This window comes from Streptomyces sp. NPDC043952 (assembly GCF_056435325.1).
The window spans coordinates 41887-55820 of sequence record NZ_JBWKES010000043.1 but is presented as its reverse complement, the minus strand read 5'-3'; the positions used below and the strand labels follow the sequence as shown (position 1 = coordinate 55820).

General features: G+C 66.9%; 17 protein-coding genes and 1 pseudogene. 6 read left to right on the top strand and 12 right to left on the bottom strand.

What is annotated here, in order from left to right; all coding sequences use genetic code 11:
- Window positions 1–181: 181 nt before the first annotated feature.
- Genes AC069R_RS30720 through AC069R_RS30685 form a run of 8 tightly spaced genes read right to left on the bottom strand, consistent with a single transcriptional unit; the run spans window position 182 to window position 7215 of the window.
- Window positions 182–493 carry a hypothetical protein gene (locus AC069R_RS30720; protein ID WP_478769998.1) on the bottom strand — a complete coding sequence of 104 codons (312 nt, stop codon included), beginning with the start codon at window positions 491–493 and terminating at the stop codon, window positions 182–184.
- 34 nt (window positions 494–527) lie between these two features.
- Entirely contained in the window at window positions 528–1472 is a 945-nt protein-coding gene (locus tag AC069R_RS30715) for a hypothetical protein (protein ID WP_478769997.1), read from the bottom strand.
- A complete protein-coding gene (locus AC069R_RS30710; RefSeq protein ID WP_478769996.1) occupies window positions 1469–2092 on the bottom strand; it encodes a flavoprotein in 624 nt (207 codons plus the stop codon). Before AC069R_RS30710 ends, AC069R_RS30715 begins: the two co-directional genes overlap by 4 nt.
- Window positions 2085–3071 (bottom strand): LLM class flavin-dependent oxidoreductase, encoded by a 987-nt coding sequence (locus AC069R_RS30705; protein WP_478769995.1) that lies wholly within the window; start codon window positions 3069–3071, stop codon window positions 2085–2087. The genes AC069R_RS30710 and AC069R_RS30705 overlap by 8 nt, the downstream gene beginning before the upstream one ends.
- 8 nt (window positions 3072–3079) lie before the next feature.
- Window positions 3080–3877, bottom strand: a complete 798-nt coding sequence (locus AC069R_RS30700; protein ID WP_478769994.1) for an ABC transporter permease — start codon at window positions 3875–3877, stop codon at window positions 3080–3082.
- Window positions 3874–4752 carry an ABC transporter ATP-binding protein gene (locus AC069R_RS30695; RefSeq protein WP_478769993.1) on the bottom strand — a complete coding sequence of 293 codons (879 nt, stop codon included), beginning with the start codon at window positions 4750–4752 and terminating at the stop codon, window positions 3874–3876. Before AC069R_RS30695 ends, AC069R_RS30700 begins: the two co-directional genes overlap by 4 nt.
- The gene (locus AC069R_RS30690) at window positions 4736–6037 is read right to left on the bottom strand and encodes a M16 family metallopeptidase (RefSeq protein WP_478769992.1); all 1302 of its coding nucleotides are present in this window, start codon (window positions 6035–6037) and stop codon (window positions 4736–4738) included. The genes AC069R_RS30695 and AC069R_RS30690 overlap by 17 nt, the downstream gene beginning before the upstream one ends.
- Window positions 6034–7215, bottom strand: a complete 1182-nt coding sequence (locus tag AC069R_RS30685; RefSeq protein ID WP_478769991.1) for a M16 family metallopeptidase — start codon at window positions 7213–7215, stop codon at window positions 6034–6036. The genes AC069R_RS30690 and AC069R_RS30685 overlap by 4 nt, the downstream gene beginning before the upstream one ends.
- Window positions 7216–7508: 293 nt before the next feature.
- On the opposite strand from AC069R_RS30685, the gene lxmK reads away from it, so the two are divergent.
- From lxmK to AC069R_RS30660, 5 genes are all read left to right on the top strand, one after another.
- Window positions 7509–8651, top strand: a complete 1143-nt coding sequence (gene lxmK / locus AC069R_RS30680; protein WP_478769990.1) for a class V lanthionine synthetase subunit LxmK — start codon at window positions 7509–7511, stop codon at window positions 8649–8651.
- Entirely contained in the window at window positions 8648–9625 is a 978-nt protein-coding gene (locus tag AC069R_RS30675) for a T3SS effector HopA1 family protein (protein WP_478769989.1), read from the top strand. The genes lxmK and AC069R_RS30675 overlap by 4 nt, the downstream gene beginning before the upstream one ends.
- Entirely contained in the window at window positions 9622–9966 is a 345-nt protein-coding gene (locus AC069R_RS30670) for a hypothetical protein (RefSeq protein ID WP_478769988.1), read from the top strand. The genes AC069R_RS30675 and AC069R_RS30670 overlap by 4 nt, the downstream gene beginning before the upstream one ends.
- 172 nt (window positions 9967–10138) lie before the next feature.
- Window positions 10139–10321, top strand: a complete 183-nt coding sequence (locus tag AC069R_RS30665; RefSeq protein ID WP_388184700.1) for an LxmA leader domain family RiPP — start codon at window positions 10139–10141, stop codon at window positions 10319–10321.
- A gap of 60 nt (window positions 10322–10381) precedes the next feature.
- Window positions 10382–10570: an LxmA leader domain family RiPP gene (locus AC069R_RS30660; protein ID WP_478769987.1), complete on the top strand. Its 189-nt coding sequence runs from the start codon at window positions 10382–10384 to the stop codon at window positions 10568–10570.
- Between the two features lie 149 nt (window positions 10571–10719).
- On the opposite strand, the gene AC069R_RS30655 is transcribed toward AC069R_RS30660, so the two are convergent.
- Together AC069R_RS30655 and AC069R_RS30650 are read right to left on the bottom strand one after the other, a co-directional pair.
- Window positions 10720–11052 carry a winged helix-turn-helix domain-containing protein gene (locus AC069R_RS30655; RefSeq protein ID WP_478769986.1) on the bottom strand — a complete coding sequence of 111 codons (333 nt, stop codon included), beginning with the start codon at window positions 11050–11052 and terminating at the stop codon, window positions 10720–10722.
- 6 nt (window positions 11053–11058) lie between these two features.
- Window positions 11059–11487 (bottom strand): hypothetical protein, encoded by a 429-nt coding sequence (locus AC069R_RS30650; protein WP_478769985.1) that lies wholly within the window; start codon window positions 11485–11487, stop codon window positions 11059–11061.
- Between the two features lie 311 nt (window positions 11488–11798).
- On the opposite strand from AC069R_RS30650, the gene AC069R_RS30645 reads away from it, so the two are divergent.
- A complete protein-coding gene (locus AC069R_RS30645; RefSeq protein WP_478769984.1) occupies window positions 11799–12215 on the top strand; it encodes a transposase in 417 nt (138 codons plus the stop codon).
- A gap of 145 nt (window positions 12216–12360) precedes the next feature.
- On the opposite strand, the pseudogene AC069R_RS30640 reads toward AC069R_RS30645, so the two are convergent.
- Both AC069R_RS30640 and AC069R_RS30635 read right to left on the bottom strand, forming a co-directional pair.
- Window positions 12361–12727 (bottom strand): annotated as a pseudogene (locus AC069R_RS30640) (transposase); the annotation flags it as partial.
- The gene (locus AC069R_RS30635) at window positions 12684–13925 is read right to left on the bottom strand and encodes a metal-dependent hydrolase family protein (RefSeq protein ID WP_478769983.1); all 1242 of its coding nucleotides are present in this window, start codon (window positions 13923–13925) and stop codon (window positions 12684–12686) included. The pseudogene AC069R_RS30640 and the gene AC069R_RS30635, both read right to left, overlap by 44 nt.
- Between the last annotated feature and the right edge of the window lie 9 nt (window positions 13926–13934).

Below are 13934 nucleotides of genomic sequence, written 5' to 3'. Positions count from 1 at the left end.
CTTCCCAGGGCTTCGGCCGAGCCACCCCACACCCCCAGATCACCAGTCCCGCAGTGATCCAATCACCCCGAAGATCATTTCGTTAGGAGTTCTAACAGCAGGGCGGAACCGAGTTGGATGCGGTTTTGCCGCAGCAGGTCCGCACCAATGCGGATCTGCTGCGGGGCGGCGTGAGAGATGGTCACCGAGCTGCCTTCTTGGCGATCTCCACTGCGGCGGCCAGTGACAGTTCGGGCTTGGCGTCGCGCAGTGCCTTGGTGGCGCGCACTTCGTGCTTGGGGTCGACACCCGCGGCGGCCAGTACGCCCTTGGCCCACTCTGTCGTCACTTCCTCCTCGGAGGAAGGAAGGTTGCGGAGAAGGTCCAGGGCGTGCTGCAGCCCTGGCACCAGCGAGGGGTCGGCGTCGACCAGGGCCTGCTCAAGCTGGGTGCAGGCGACGTCGACGTCGCGGATGACGGTCAGGTTGCGGCGGCGGTCGAAGAAGGAAGACATGTCTACTCCTTAAGCGGTGGATGGCGTGCGGTGCTTACCAGGGGTGACGCGTGCTGGCCCCTTGATCGTCTATCAAGTCCGCGATGTAGCGGGTGTAGAGCAGGAGTTCAGGGTGCCAGCCGACGAAGGCGGCAAAGTCGTGGACGTGGGTGAGGGTCCGTAGCACGGCAGCGCGTGTCAGGGCGGTGCCGTCCGCGACCGGGCCGTAGGCAGCGAGAAAGTGGTCGCGGGCCTCGCCCAGGAGGGGTCGGGGCTTGTTCGCGACCGTCGTGATCATCTGGAGTTCAGCCAGTTCCCCGAGAAGCCATCCGGCATCGAGTTCACCGCGTCCTCCGCAGGTGTCCTCGCCGACCAGGATTGCAGCGCCCTCGTCGGGGGCGTCGGCCATGACGATCTGCCCGAGACCGAATGCGCCGTGCAAGGTGGCTGCGGCGGGACCGGGGTGTTGCACAGCGGCTTGGCACCACTTGCGTGCCTGTTGCCAGCGGGTGGTGCCTAGGTGCTGGGTCATCCGCTGGTGTAAGGCGGCGGCGGCCCGTGGGCCCGACCCGGTATCCAGCCAGGCCAGCAGCCGGGCCGGGCCCGGTGCCGGACCCGGCGCAGTGTTGGGGTGGGCATGGCGGTGGAGCGATCGGAGTGCGTGCCCGGCGTCACTCATGGTGCGCAGTAATTGCTCGTGTTGTCGCGGGGTGGGGGTGCGGGACAGCAGGCCGGCAGCGGTCATCGAGCCGGGTACCAGGTAGGTGAGGGAGCCGTCGGGGGCGGTGTCGGGCAGAGGAGTGACGAATTGCACGGTGCCGTGTGCAGCGGCCGCGGTTTGCCGCCGGAAGGCGGTGGTGGGTTGGCGCAGTGGGACCGTCCGGTCGGGCCCGGGACGACGCTGCCAGGCGTAGCGACCCGGCGAGAGTCTGTTAATCCGGGTTTTCAGGTATCCGGTGCCGAACTCCCGCTGGGCGCCGGCCGTGGCCGGGGCCTTCACACTGTTTCCTTCGGCTGCTCAGGGGCGGTCATCGACCGGCGCAAGTTCTCCAAGGCGTGGAGCGCATCGGGCAGGGTCGCCGCTGAGGGGCCGGGCTCGCCGGTGGTCAGGCTGAAGCCGGGCTTGGGTGGGACCACGACCACGTTCGATCGCTGTGAAAGTTGGTGCACGTGGCGACGGTAGGCGGGAGAGGTGTCGGCGCCTGGCGGTGGGGCCGGTGCTACGGCGATGGCCGCGGACGTGCACTCCAACGCCAGGAGCAGAGGGGTGTCGGCGAGGCCGAGGGCGAAGCGAGCGGTGAAGTGGAAGGTCGCGGGGTGGACGAGGACGGTGTCGGCCCAGCGGGACAGTTCCACGTGCGTGGCGCTTTCGGGGTTGTCGGGCCAGACATCCTGGATGGCGGGCCGGCCGCCGGTCACGGCTACCGCGGTGGAACCGACGAACTGGTGCGCCGACCGGGTGAGGGCACAGCGGACTTCCATCTGGGGGTATGCCCCGCGCAGCCAGTGCAGCCACATGGGCAGGAACATGGTGCCGATGCTGCCCGTGGCGATGTAAAGGAGGCGGTGGCCGCCGAAGACCGGTGGTGTGCCCTGCTCGGCTGCGGTTGTCTCAGACATGGGCCGCCTCGTCCACAGCAGTAAGGATGGCGGTGAGATCGCGCAGGGCGGCTCCGGGGCCCTCGGTGAGGCATACTCCGCACACGTTGAGGATGACCTCGTGCACGCCGTGGCTGTGCAGGTTGGCTAGCTGGGCCGCGATTTCCTTCGGTGATCCAGATATGAACACGCCTGCCTTCACCAGTTGCTCGGCGCCCTGGAGCGGCTCGGCCGGGTCGGCGGGGATCCCGCCTTGGCGCAGCATGTCGGTGTAGTGCTGGCTGGCCAGGTGCGGGCCGACTGCGGTGTACGCGGCTTGGACGAGGTCGCGGCCGGGCCGCGCCACCGCAACGTGCACGACTGAGGCGACGCGCGGTGGCTTCCGGTCGGCGGCCTGTGCGCTGGCGGACATCTCCGCGATGAGGGTGTCCCTGAGGTAGGCGGGCGGGGCGAGCCAGGTGATCGCTACATCCGCGGCCCGTCCTGCGGCACGGGCCATGGCGGGTCGCAGTACGCCGAGCCCGACCTCGACGCCAGGGTGGGAGAACTCGGTCAGTCCCGCGCCGTCAGTGGTGAACGTCCCGGCGATGGAATGCGGGTGCTTCCCGTCCAGCAGCGCTCTTACGGTGCTGACGTACTCCCGCACGGTGCTGACTGGCCGGCTGCTGGTGGCCGGGGAGACGGTGTTCTGGAATTCGCTGCTGCCGGGGCCTATGCCGGCCACGTAGGGGTGGCCGGAGAGGGCGGCCACGGACCGGGCGGCCACGGCTGCCTGATAGGGGTGCTGTAACGGCGAGAGGACGACGCTGGTACCAAAGGGAATGCGCAGGCCCATTCCGGCGAGGGCGGCGAACACGTGGTGGGTCTCCAGGCGCAGGGACTGGCCCATCCACATTCGGCCGCTTCCGCGCTGCTGCACCAGCCGGGCGAACGGGACGGCCGCGCCGATGTCCGAGGCTTGGACGGGGAACATCACGCTGGTCACGTGGGGAGAAGTCATGTGTGCCTCTACTTCACGGGGTCGGTGGAGAGTTCACGGCGGCGGGCCAGGGCACTTCCCGACTCGCGGCGCGTCGTGCGCTGCAGCAGCCACGCGGCCAGGGGGCTGCCCAAAACCGCCCAGACGAAGAAGACGCCTAGCGCAGGCAGTTGCCAGCCGCTGCCCCCGCCAGAGGTGAGGGCCGCTCGTACACCTTGCGCCATCCACTTCAGGGGGAAGGCTTTGGCCACGGCCTGGAGCCAGCCGGGTAGCTGTGACAGGGGGAAGAAGACGCCGGAGATGGCAAGCAGCCCGTAGACAGGGAACATGACCATGGCCAGGGCCTCGCGTGCATTGGGCAGCACGGCGCCGATGAGCAGGCCAAGCGGCGCCGTCGCGGCGAAGCCTGCCACGAGGATCCAGAGCAGCGTGAGCCAAGCTGTCACGGTGCCGGGCAGGCCGCTGTTGTTGATGCCCGCGCCTAGCAAGAGCAGGAGGAGGGAGCTGGCGAGGGCTACGCAGGTGACGAAGAGGATTTTTCCGGTGACATAGGCGAGCAGTCCGTTGGGCAGGCCGCGGACCCGCAGCAGGGTTCCGTCGGTCTTATCGCTGGCCAGTACCTGCGGGAGCGAGGTCAGCGCTGTCAGAACGGCGAGTGAGGCAATGCCACCGGCGACGATGAGCTGTGCCTGCTGGTGGCGCCAGTTGGCGACGAGCACGAACACAACGACGTTGAACAAGTAGCTGGAGAGGTCCTTGGAGGATCGCACCAGGTGCCGAAGCTCCATCGCGCCGCGGCGCATCCCGTTGGTGATTGCTTCCGTCACGTTTCTGCTCCTTCGGCGCGTACGAGACCGAGGTAGGTGTCCTCCAAGGACGGCCGGATCACCTCGAGGCCGGGGATGGGGCCACCGAACTTCTCATGGAGTTCCCACACGAGTTGGGAGGGGTCGTGTGTGGCCTGGTTGTGGGTGATGCCTTCGGCGGTCCATCGCACCTGTGCGGACGCTTGCACCTTCTGTGCCAGCTCCGTCGGGGTGCCGCAGGCGACGAGGCCGCCGCCGATCAGGATCGCGGTGCGGTCGGCGAGCCGTTCGGCTTCCTCCAGGTCGTGCGTGGTGAGCAGGATCGTCATTCCGGCGTCCTTCAAACTCAGGATGAGCTCGTGGAAGGTGCGGCGGGCCTGGGGATCGAATCCGGTCGTCGGCTCGTCGAGGAAGAGCAGCTCAGGGCGACCGATGATGCCCAGAGCGACGTCCACTCGGCGACGCTGGCCGCCGGAGAGCCTGCCCAGTTCCTGGTTTGCCTGCTCCTGCAGACCCACCAGTTCCAGCAGTTCGTCGGCCGCGTAGGCGCGCGGGTAGTAGCCAGCGAAGTGCACCATGAGTTCCCGAACCCGCCAGCGGGCGTGGTCGCGCCACGACTGCATCACCACGCCTACGCGGCGGCGCCATGCGTGGTCGACCGCCGAGGGATCGGTGCCCAGTACACGCACCTCGCCTGCGGAGCGCTTGCGGTAGCCCTCCAGGATTTCCACGGTGGTGGTTTTGCCAGCTCCGTTGGGGCCCAGCAGCGCGAAGAGCTCGCCTTGCCGGATTGTCAGGTCGATGCCCCGCAGAACATCGCGTGCACCATAGGACATGCGCAAGCCTCTGACGGATACGGCCGTGTCAGCCGGTGTCTTCTCAGCCAATTTCGTCATCTGTGTCGCTCATCTCTACGTTCTTCAGGTCGCCGACGACGACGCCGCCGAACCGGGCCGGGTCATAGAACATGCCGGCCGTCTCCCTGACCTCGGCTGCGCTGACGTCCGCCAGGCGCTGGGTGAAGGTGGCCAGCCAGTCCACGGGCTGGCCGAGCATGAGGTGGGACAGGAGGGTGGAGGCCAGACCGCTCTGGGAGGCCAGGGACAGGACGGTGACCCCTGTCATGTAGCGCAGAGCCGCGTCGATCTCCTGCGTGGTCGGTCCCTTGTGCGCGAAGCGGTCCAGCTCACGGATGAGCTGCCGCAGAGCGGGGCCGGTTGCGGCCGTGGCCGTGTCCGCCTCCACGCCGATGAGCAGGCGGTCGAGGTGGTCGGTGAATGCCGACTCCACGCGGTAGGCGAGCCCGAGTTGTTCCCGCAGCACGGATACCAGCCGTGAGGAGAAGTAGCCGCCGAAGACGACCGAAGCAACGGACAGGGCTGGGAATTGGGGATGCTCGCGGTCTACTCCGGGCGCTGCTAGCCGCAGATGGGACTGCACCCAACCGGCCTGCTGTTTCTGCTGCAGCGTCGGGGCGGCCGGGGCGGGGCAGCGTGTTGCCGCGGTGAACGTGCCGTGCGCGCAGGGCTTCCAGTTGCTCAGCCGCTTGTGGAGCACTTGAACGGCGGTTTCGGGGTCGAGGTCGCCGACGATGACGAGCATTGCTTCCTGTGGACGCACCATCTGACGCTGGGCGGCGGTGATCTTCCGGTGCTCGATCTCGCGCAGGTGGGCGGGCGAGGCCAGTGGGAGCAGCGGCAAGGGGACAGTGCCGTACAACTGCCGTAGTAGGGCCTGCTGGGAGACCAGGCCTGGCTGGGCGGCGGCGAGCTGCGCCTGCCGGAAGACCTTGTTGCGCGCTTCGTCGATGCTGGCCGGCGACTGCTCGGTACTGGCGAGCGTCTGTGCCAGCGTGTCTCCTAGCAGCGGCAGTTGGGAGGCCGGGCAGGAGGCGCTCAGGCCCAGCCATGCCCCGCGCCGGGAGGAGCTCAGGCTTCCCCCGACGTGTTCCAGGCGTTTGGCGGCCCGGGACTGGTGCGGCAGGGCGGCGGTGAGCACCTCCAGCGCAGCGAGTTCGCGCTCGTTTGCCAGGTGGACCGGCACTGCCAGGTGGGCTTGGATCAAGGGGATCGAGGGCAGTCGGCATGCCACGATGCGCAGCCCGTTGGTCAGCGTCGTGTCGGTGGTGGGCGGCAGGGTGACCTTGGGCGGGTCGCCCAGTGGAGGCAGAGTCCGGTTCACCGGTTGTCTCCTTCGGCCAGGAGAGACAGCACGGCGGGCTGCTGCTCGCTCAGCTGCTTTGCGGCAGCGATGACCTGTGGTGTGGTGATGTCGGCCACGAGGTTGTGGAGTGTCTCGCCCAGGCCGGGGCGGCCGAAGAGCAGTTCGTGCGTGCCCAGGGACCGGGTGCGGGCCAGTAGGGAGTCCTGCTTCTGGAGGAGGCGGCTGCGGGTGAGTGCCACGGCCTTGGCGATGTCCTGCTCGTCCACTTTGCTCGACGCGATGCCGGCGAAGACGGCATCGGTGCTCTGCGCGATCTGCTGTGAGGAGACCTGCGACGGATGGGTGGCGACGATGATGAAGGTGTCCGGGTCGCGTGCCTGTAGGGGGCCGAACAGACCGCAGCCGGAGCTGACGTCGACGGACATGGCGGCCAGCTTCTGCTTGAGCGCGGCGTGTTCGCTGCCGGTCAGCAGAGTGGAAAGCACCATGTGCGCAAGGTACGCATCGAGGTGCTTGCCGGGATCGGGCAGGCGAAAGCCAAGAGCGGTCGCCGGGCGGGGTGCGAAGATGTCCCGAACGGTGCCGCGTAGCGGTCCGGGACGCCGCGGTTCGCTCAGTGGCACAGGCGCGGGTACCGGCTGGCTCGGCACCGCTTCGAACTGCCTGGTGGCGGCCTCGATCGCGTGCTGCGGATCGATGTCTCCGCAGACTGTGAGGACGGCATTGCCCGGCATGTAGTGGGTGGTGAAGAACTCAGCGCACTCGGCAGCCGTCGCCTTGTCCAGGTCCCCGAAGTCGCCGTAGCCGTTGTGGGCGTTCGCCCACGTCTCGTACAGCACCGAAGGCAGCACCGTCCACGGGAACCCTCCGTAGGGGCGGTTGTTGACGTTGAGCCTGATCTCTTCCTTGACGACCTCCCGCTGCGTTTTGAGGTTGGACTCGGTAACGTTCAGAGAAGCCATGCGGTCGGCCTCAAGGAAGAGGACGCGTTCCAGAGCGGAGGCCGGCACCACTTGGTGGTAGTCCGTGTAGTCCGGATACGTGCTTCCGTTAACAACTCCGCCGGCTCCTTGCACCAGGGAAAAGTGCTCTCCTCTTTCGACGTTCCGACTTCCCTGGAACATCATGTGCTCAAAAAGGTGGGCGAAACCAGACCGCCCATAGGGCTCGGATCGAAATCCGACGTCATAATGCACGGCGACTCCGATTGCGGGAACACCTGGTACGGACTGAGCTACCACGCGGAGCCCGTTGGGTAGAGTCGCGCGCTGCGGAGACGTTTTCGGCATGCGGACCACTGTAGAGTTCTGCGACCCTCCGGGCAGCTGGTTCTTTTCCCTCGGGCGCGTTCGAACGCCATCTCAAGAGAGACAATCTGCAGGTCAGGAGGTCGAGGCGGCTGTTCATCGCCTTCGCTGGAGACCCAGGAAAAAATAAACCGTAACTTTCAGGATTGCCCGCATATCTACTCCTGTTTAAACTCCTCTTCATGACACCCCAATCCGTAAGCGATAAGGATAAGGCGGGCGGGAAGGCTGAATACATTCCGGTCTCGCTGGAGAGGTTTCCCGAAGTGGATTCTCTCCTGGGCAGGCTGGGGCTCGGGGCTTACGACCCCGATACCCTGACCTCCCTTGTCGGTCGCAACGACAACTGGTCGGGAACGACGACCACGGGCGCGCAAGTATTCGTCAAAAAACTCGAAGACACGACCGCTGCGCAGAATTTCAAGCGCATCACCGTTTTCGAAGAACTAGCCGCCAAGCGTCGATCACCTCGCCTGCGTACCCCGGCGCTGCTGGGCGCCGACCCCGAGCACCATCTAGTGGCCTTCGAACTGCTGCCCGATGTCGCCACCGGATCTGAACTCGCCGCGGACGACGCCTTCGACGAGGGGCTGTGCCGGCAGGCGGCTCAGGCACTCGCCGTCATCCACCAGTTCCCCGCCGACCAGGCGGCCATCGACACCTCCCCTCATCCGCTGCCGCCCCTGGGCGGACTGCAGGGGCTGTCCCTGGACTACTTCGTCGAACGCAGCTTCGCGGAAATCGAGACCTGGCAACTGCTCCAGAACGACGCGCAGGTCATCGAGGCCCTCCACAACCTGCGCGGCAGCGAGCAGACCGCCGTCCTGTGCCCCATCCACGCCGACGTACGGCTCGACCAATTCCTCGTGAACGGCTCGACGCTGTACATGACCGACTTCGAGGAATTCCGCCTCGGAGACCCTGCCCGCGACATCGGAGGCTTCATCGGGGAGTGGCTTTTCAAGGCCATCCACGGCATCCCGAAGTCCATCAGCGACGCCGCCGACTTCGGTCACACCGCCACCCACGACGAGATCCTCGCCCACGGTGTTGCTGAACTCGCGCGACTGCGCCCGCTGATGTCCGCTTTCTGGGACAGCTACCTGCACGCCGTCAAACCCTCTGTCCGGCATGTTCCGGAGCTCGCCACCCGGTCGGCCGCCTACGCCGGCTGGCACATGATCGACCGGATGATCGCACACGCTGTGCACTCCGTGCGGCTCTCCCCTGCTCACCGGGCTGCCGCTGGCATCGGCCGCACCATCCTGCTGTCCCCCAGCGATTTCACCGCCACTCTCGGACTTGAAGACAAAGGCGCAGCATGAGTACCTTCCACCTCGCCCCGCGGGTTGCCGCATCCCTCGCCGACATCCACGTCGAGCCCGGAGGGCTCAAGGCCGTAGCCGGCACGGAAACCTTCGAAGGCGACAGTGCGCCCGCCCTGGCCAAGAAGCTCGCTGCCGGCCTCTACCAGACCCTGCATATGGGACGCGACGAGGCGCTGACCTCCCGGCCTCGCAGTTTCCGTGACCGGGAGCTGGATCACCGATTGGCCAGTGTGATGCCGCACGAGCACACCCGGACGCAGGCCCTGCTGCACGCCTATCGCCCGGAGCACAACGAGGCGGTCGTGGAACTGGACGGTGTCCGGGTTCGGATGCCGCCCGAGGCCGTGATCACGCCGCTTCCCGAAGTACCACCGGGTCCTGTGACGGTGACTCTTGCCGCCGCCCGCCCCGGCCTCTCCCCCGGCTTCTTTCTGGCTGACGGCAGCCTGGGCAGGGAGCGCAGCGCTGACATGCTGCGCCTGTACGTCCATCTCACTCATCCGGAATCGGCTCCTGACGCGTGGCACGCCGTGCTGACGTATCTGGAAAAGGCTGGCCTGCCGTACCGGGCCAAGGTTTCTTCTTCTCCGCATCTGTACCCCCGGCGGGACGCACTCGTGGTCTACCTCGGTCCTCGTGCCCAGTACGCCGTCCCTGCCCTGGCCGAGCGGCTGACAGGCTTGGACGGTGTGGGAGAGTCGACTTCTCCCTTCGCCCGTGAGGTGGCTCCCGGTATCGGTGTGGCCTGGGAGCCGGCCGACCGCCGGGCCGGCCACAAGGGCCAGAGCTTCGGTGAGCACCGCACTGCGATCCTTGCCGAGGCTCTCGTCCAGCACGCCCTCCTGCCGGAAGAGGACCGGACGGAAGCAGCAGAGATGGTCGCCAGTGCCTTCCTCGACGCCTCTATCGATCCGGTGGATCCGGCGCGCAATCTAGGCTCGCCGCCGATACCGGTCCTGTCGCCGGCGTGACGAGCGCGATTACGTCGGACGTCAAGGCCGTTACGGTGCTTCAGGTGCTGCAGGGGAAGGTACGCGCACGTGCCGCCGCGCGTGCGTTGGGTGTTCCCGAGGCGTACGTGGAGTCCTGGATCCGGAGTTATGTCCAGGCCGGAAGCCGCCGGTTGTCCGGCAGCGGGGCGGTACCCCAGGGCTCGGAGCGGGCTCACGCCCAGGTGCAGCAACTGCGGTCGGCATTGGATGAAGCCCTCGAAGAGCTGGCCGTCCTCAACGAGGTTTTGCGTCTGGCTGCACGTGCACAGGCAAACGGAATGAACCCATCCGACCGCTCGAATTCTTTCTCTCTGCACTGAAAAACTCCAGGTGAAGGTGTCAACGGGGGCAAGTCACCGGTTCCTTTCCGCCTCGCCCGGTTCCGCACCGCGTGTTCAACTTCTTCCGCCAGGACGTCGGCCGGATTCCGGACGGCCCCTGCATTGCTTTCCGTCGCCCGGTCCCCGGGCGAACCGATTCGAAGGAGTTCACGTGAACACCGCCGACCAGCTCATCGCCGGCTACACCGCCTACACCTCCGCCGAGGAGTTCGGCGTCACCGCCGAGGGCGACGCCCCGGCCACCACGCCGGTCACCGTGACCACGGTCTCGTCGACCGAATGCGTCTCCCTCACCGCCTCGGTCGTCGGCACCACGCTGTCCGGCCACTGCTGATCTGTCTCACCGCCACCGTTTCCGCCTGGTTACCGGGCGGACCGATCTGAAGGAGTTCACGTGAACACCACCGACCAGCTCATCGCCGGCTACACCGCCTACACCTCCGCCGAGGAGTTCGGCGTCACCGCCGAGGGCGACGCCCCGGCCACCACGCCGTCGATCCTGGTGTCGATCGACACCTCGTCCGCGGCCTGCGGAGCGACCATCGGCTACAGCATCTCCCAGACCATCCACGGCGGCTGCTGAAAGCTGTCATGTCGCGTTTGGTCACTTCGCGGGAGATCTGCGCGAACTGACGGAATAAAACTTGTCACATATCCCCCTATGTGACGCTCCCGCCCGTTGGCGGGGAACCGGTAGGTGCCCGTGTACAGGACGGGCACCTACCGGCGCTTCTAGGTGTCGGGCGCAGCGGCCGTGTCGTGCCGTCGCCCCTGTTCGACACTTGTGTTCACCAGCGCGTTCAGGGCGGCGAGGTGCTCTTCTAGAGCCTTCCTGCCGTCGGGCGTCAGAGAGAGCCATGTACGCGGGCGCCTGCCGAAGTACCCCTTGCGTACCCGGACGTACCCCGCACTTTCCAGCGCCGTGACCAGCTTTGACAGCGTAGCGGCTGACGTACCGCAGGATTCCTGGACCGCCTTGAATTCGGCCTCTATGCAGCCGGAGAGGAAGGCGATGATGGCCAGGCGGGTGGGGTGGTGGATCTGCTCATGCAGCTTTCCTGACATCGGTCCTCACGCCTTGCGTGCACCGGCCAGGCGGATCCAGGCGGACGCGCCGAGACCACAGCCCAGCACGACGAAGAACCAGGGGCCGCCGACTGCCGCGTCGACGAGCAGCGCGACAACCACGACCAGGGACATCGAAGCACCGTTCTTCCAGCGGTCGGCATTGCCCGCACCTGCCGACCAGGCCATGACACCGCTGCGGCGGGCGGCCGCAAACGGCACGGCGACGGCCGCGACGACCACGAGGAGAGCGGCCGAGCGGATCACCCACTGCCAGGGGCGCAAGTCATCGGCGAGACCGAGCGCGGAGAGCCCGACGGCAAAGCCGAGTCCGACGAAGGGCGGGTGCCATGCCGCGACAGGACGCGATCGGGCGGCACTGCGTGCGGTAGCGGCCGCGTCCAGCGCCGCACGGGCGTCGTCGTACGTGTTCATCGCGTTCCTCCTCCAGCAGAAGCGTTGCTGCCAGGGTTGCACATAGTTTCCAGGTAGGCAACTACATGGTCGATGGCAAGATTTGCACGCTGCAGAACCCATGGGGTGTGCAACTAGCGTGCGAATGTGTTCTGATCGATGAAAGAGGCTGTTGATGCAGGCCAGGTCGGTTGGCTGCTGGCGAGCACACGGGGGCAAACGCATGGAGACCGCAGCGGCGGACTGTGCTCTCCTCCGGTCGTGCTCGACACACGGCTTTACCGACCGCATCAGCGCCCCAGTTGAGAAAGCTACTGAGGGGGAGTAGGCACATGCCTCGTCCACCGGCCGTGCCGCCGGACGAAAAGGTTCAACTGGTTCTCGCCGTACTGTCTGGACAGACCACAGTCTCCCAGGCAGCCAAAGAAGCCAATGTCACAGAACAGTCCATCGGAAACTGGCGGCGCCAGTTCATCGCCGCAGGACAGCGCGGCCTGGAGGCCGGAGCGGGCAAGTCGCGGCGCGAGCAGCAGCTCCTTGACGAGATCAACAGACTCAAGGCAGCGCTGGGCGAGGCATTCCTCCAACTCAAGGCAGGGCGTGCCGCATTGGACCCGCGGGCGGTCCCTTCCCAGACCTCGAGGCACTACGGACTGCGCGGGGGCTCAGCGTTTCGAGGTTCTGCCACATCATTGGAGTCCCCCGACAGACGTACACAAGTCAACGCAATGCGCTACGGGGCCGCATGACACCGAACCGGTAACCCCGCGTTTGCGTACCACTGCTCTGTACGCCCGAGAAGGCCGCACCGGCGCAGGCACGAACGATTGCGCCTGGCTGACGGATATCGGCCTCTGCGCCAGAGCATCCCCAGACCGGCAGCAGCTCCCCGGCCCCCGTACGGGGAGCTGCTGCCGGTGCGGTGTCCGGGACGACGCGTGTGACGCCGACCAGGCCGACGTCGTCGAGCCGGTGCAGCACGGCTTCGTGCGACCGCCCCCGGACGCCGGCTCTCGACCAGATCGGGATCCGGCGGTGGGCGGCCGACTTCGAGATACCGAAACACTGCGGCAACCGGCGCCTGGCACAGCCGCTGACCAGCGCGTAGATGGTGGCCGCGGACAGCGTCTCATCAGGGGCCCTGTGTTACGCCGCCCTGTGGCCGCACCTTCGGTGGCGGGGCCAGTGGCTCCGCGGTCTCTCGCAGCCCGTCCGGATCAGGCCTGCTCCGCTGCGGCGGGTCGCTGAGCCCATGCCGCAGCGGCGGAGTGCGGGATATGAAATCGGCCACCCGCCAGCACGAGGCGCACGGCACGCAGGGCGTCCAAGCCGGTCAGAGGGTTACCCTCAACGACCAGGATGTCAGCGCGATATCCCGCGGTGAGGCGTCCGGTCTGGTCGCCCAGCCTGAGTGCGGAGGCGGCGCTGGTGGTGGCCATGTCGATGATGCGATGCCTCGGAACACCCGAGTACTCGAAGAACTCGAGGCTGGAAACGAGTCCGCCGAAAGACGCTCGTGGGATGCCGGCGTCCGTCCCCGCCACGAGCTGCACCCCGCTCTCCGCCATCCGGCGCGTGGGCGCGAACAGCGCGGCGGTCTTTTCGGGACCGACGCGGTCGGCGAAGGCCTGCCAGTTCGGATGGTGGGCAGGACAGACGTGAATCTGCTTGGCAATCAGCTGCGCGATGAGGTCCTCGCGCAGGTGGGGGGTGCCGTCTTCGGTCATCCAGCTGCAGTGCTCGATCGTGTCGACCCCTGCGGTGATCGCCGCGGCGATGCCCTGAACGCCGTGCGCGTGGGCGGCTACCGGCAGACCGAGCCGGTGCGCTTCCTCCACCACAACGGCGAGTTCTTCGGTGGTGAACTGCAGCTGCCAGATCGAGGGACCTCCACGGGTGAGACCTCCGCCCGTCGCCATCACTTTGATGACGTCCGCACCTGCTTCGGCGTTGTGGCGCACCTTCTGCCGGATCTCGTTCTCACCCTCGACCTCACCGCCGAGAAACCAGCAGTGCCCCTTGGGGGGCGTCAGCGGCGCGGTGGCGGCGAAAATCCGAGGTCCGGCTATGGCACCATCGCTGATCGCATCCCGGAGGCGGACGGCCAGGCCGCCACGGTCGCCCAAGTCGCGGGCGGTGGTGATGCCGGCGTCGAGCAGTTGCCGGGCTCGGCCGGCCATGCCCAGGAGAAGGGTGGCATCGTCGCTGTCGGTCAGCGTAGTGACCGGATCCGGCCCTGCATCGAAGGCCAAATGGACGTGGCAGTCGATCAGACCGGGGAGGATGGTGGCACCGGGAAACTTCATCACTCGACAGTCCGGTTCCGAATGAGCCAGTACGTCGTTGCGTGCCCCTGCTGCCACGATGACGTCGCCGGAGACGAGGACGGCGCCGTCGTCGATGTGTGCGCTGCCGGGACCTAGCAGTATGCGTTCTGCGGTGATGAGTACCTGGTTCACGACGTCTCG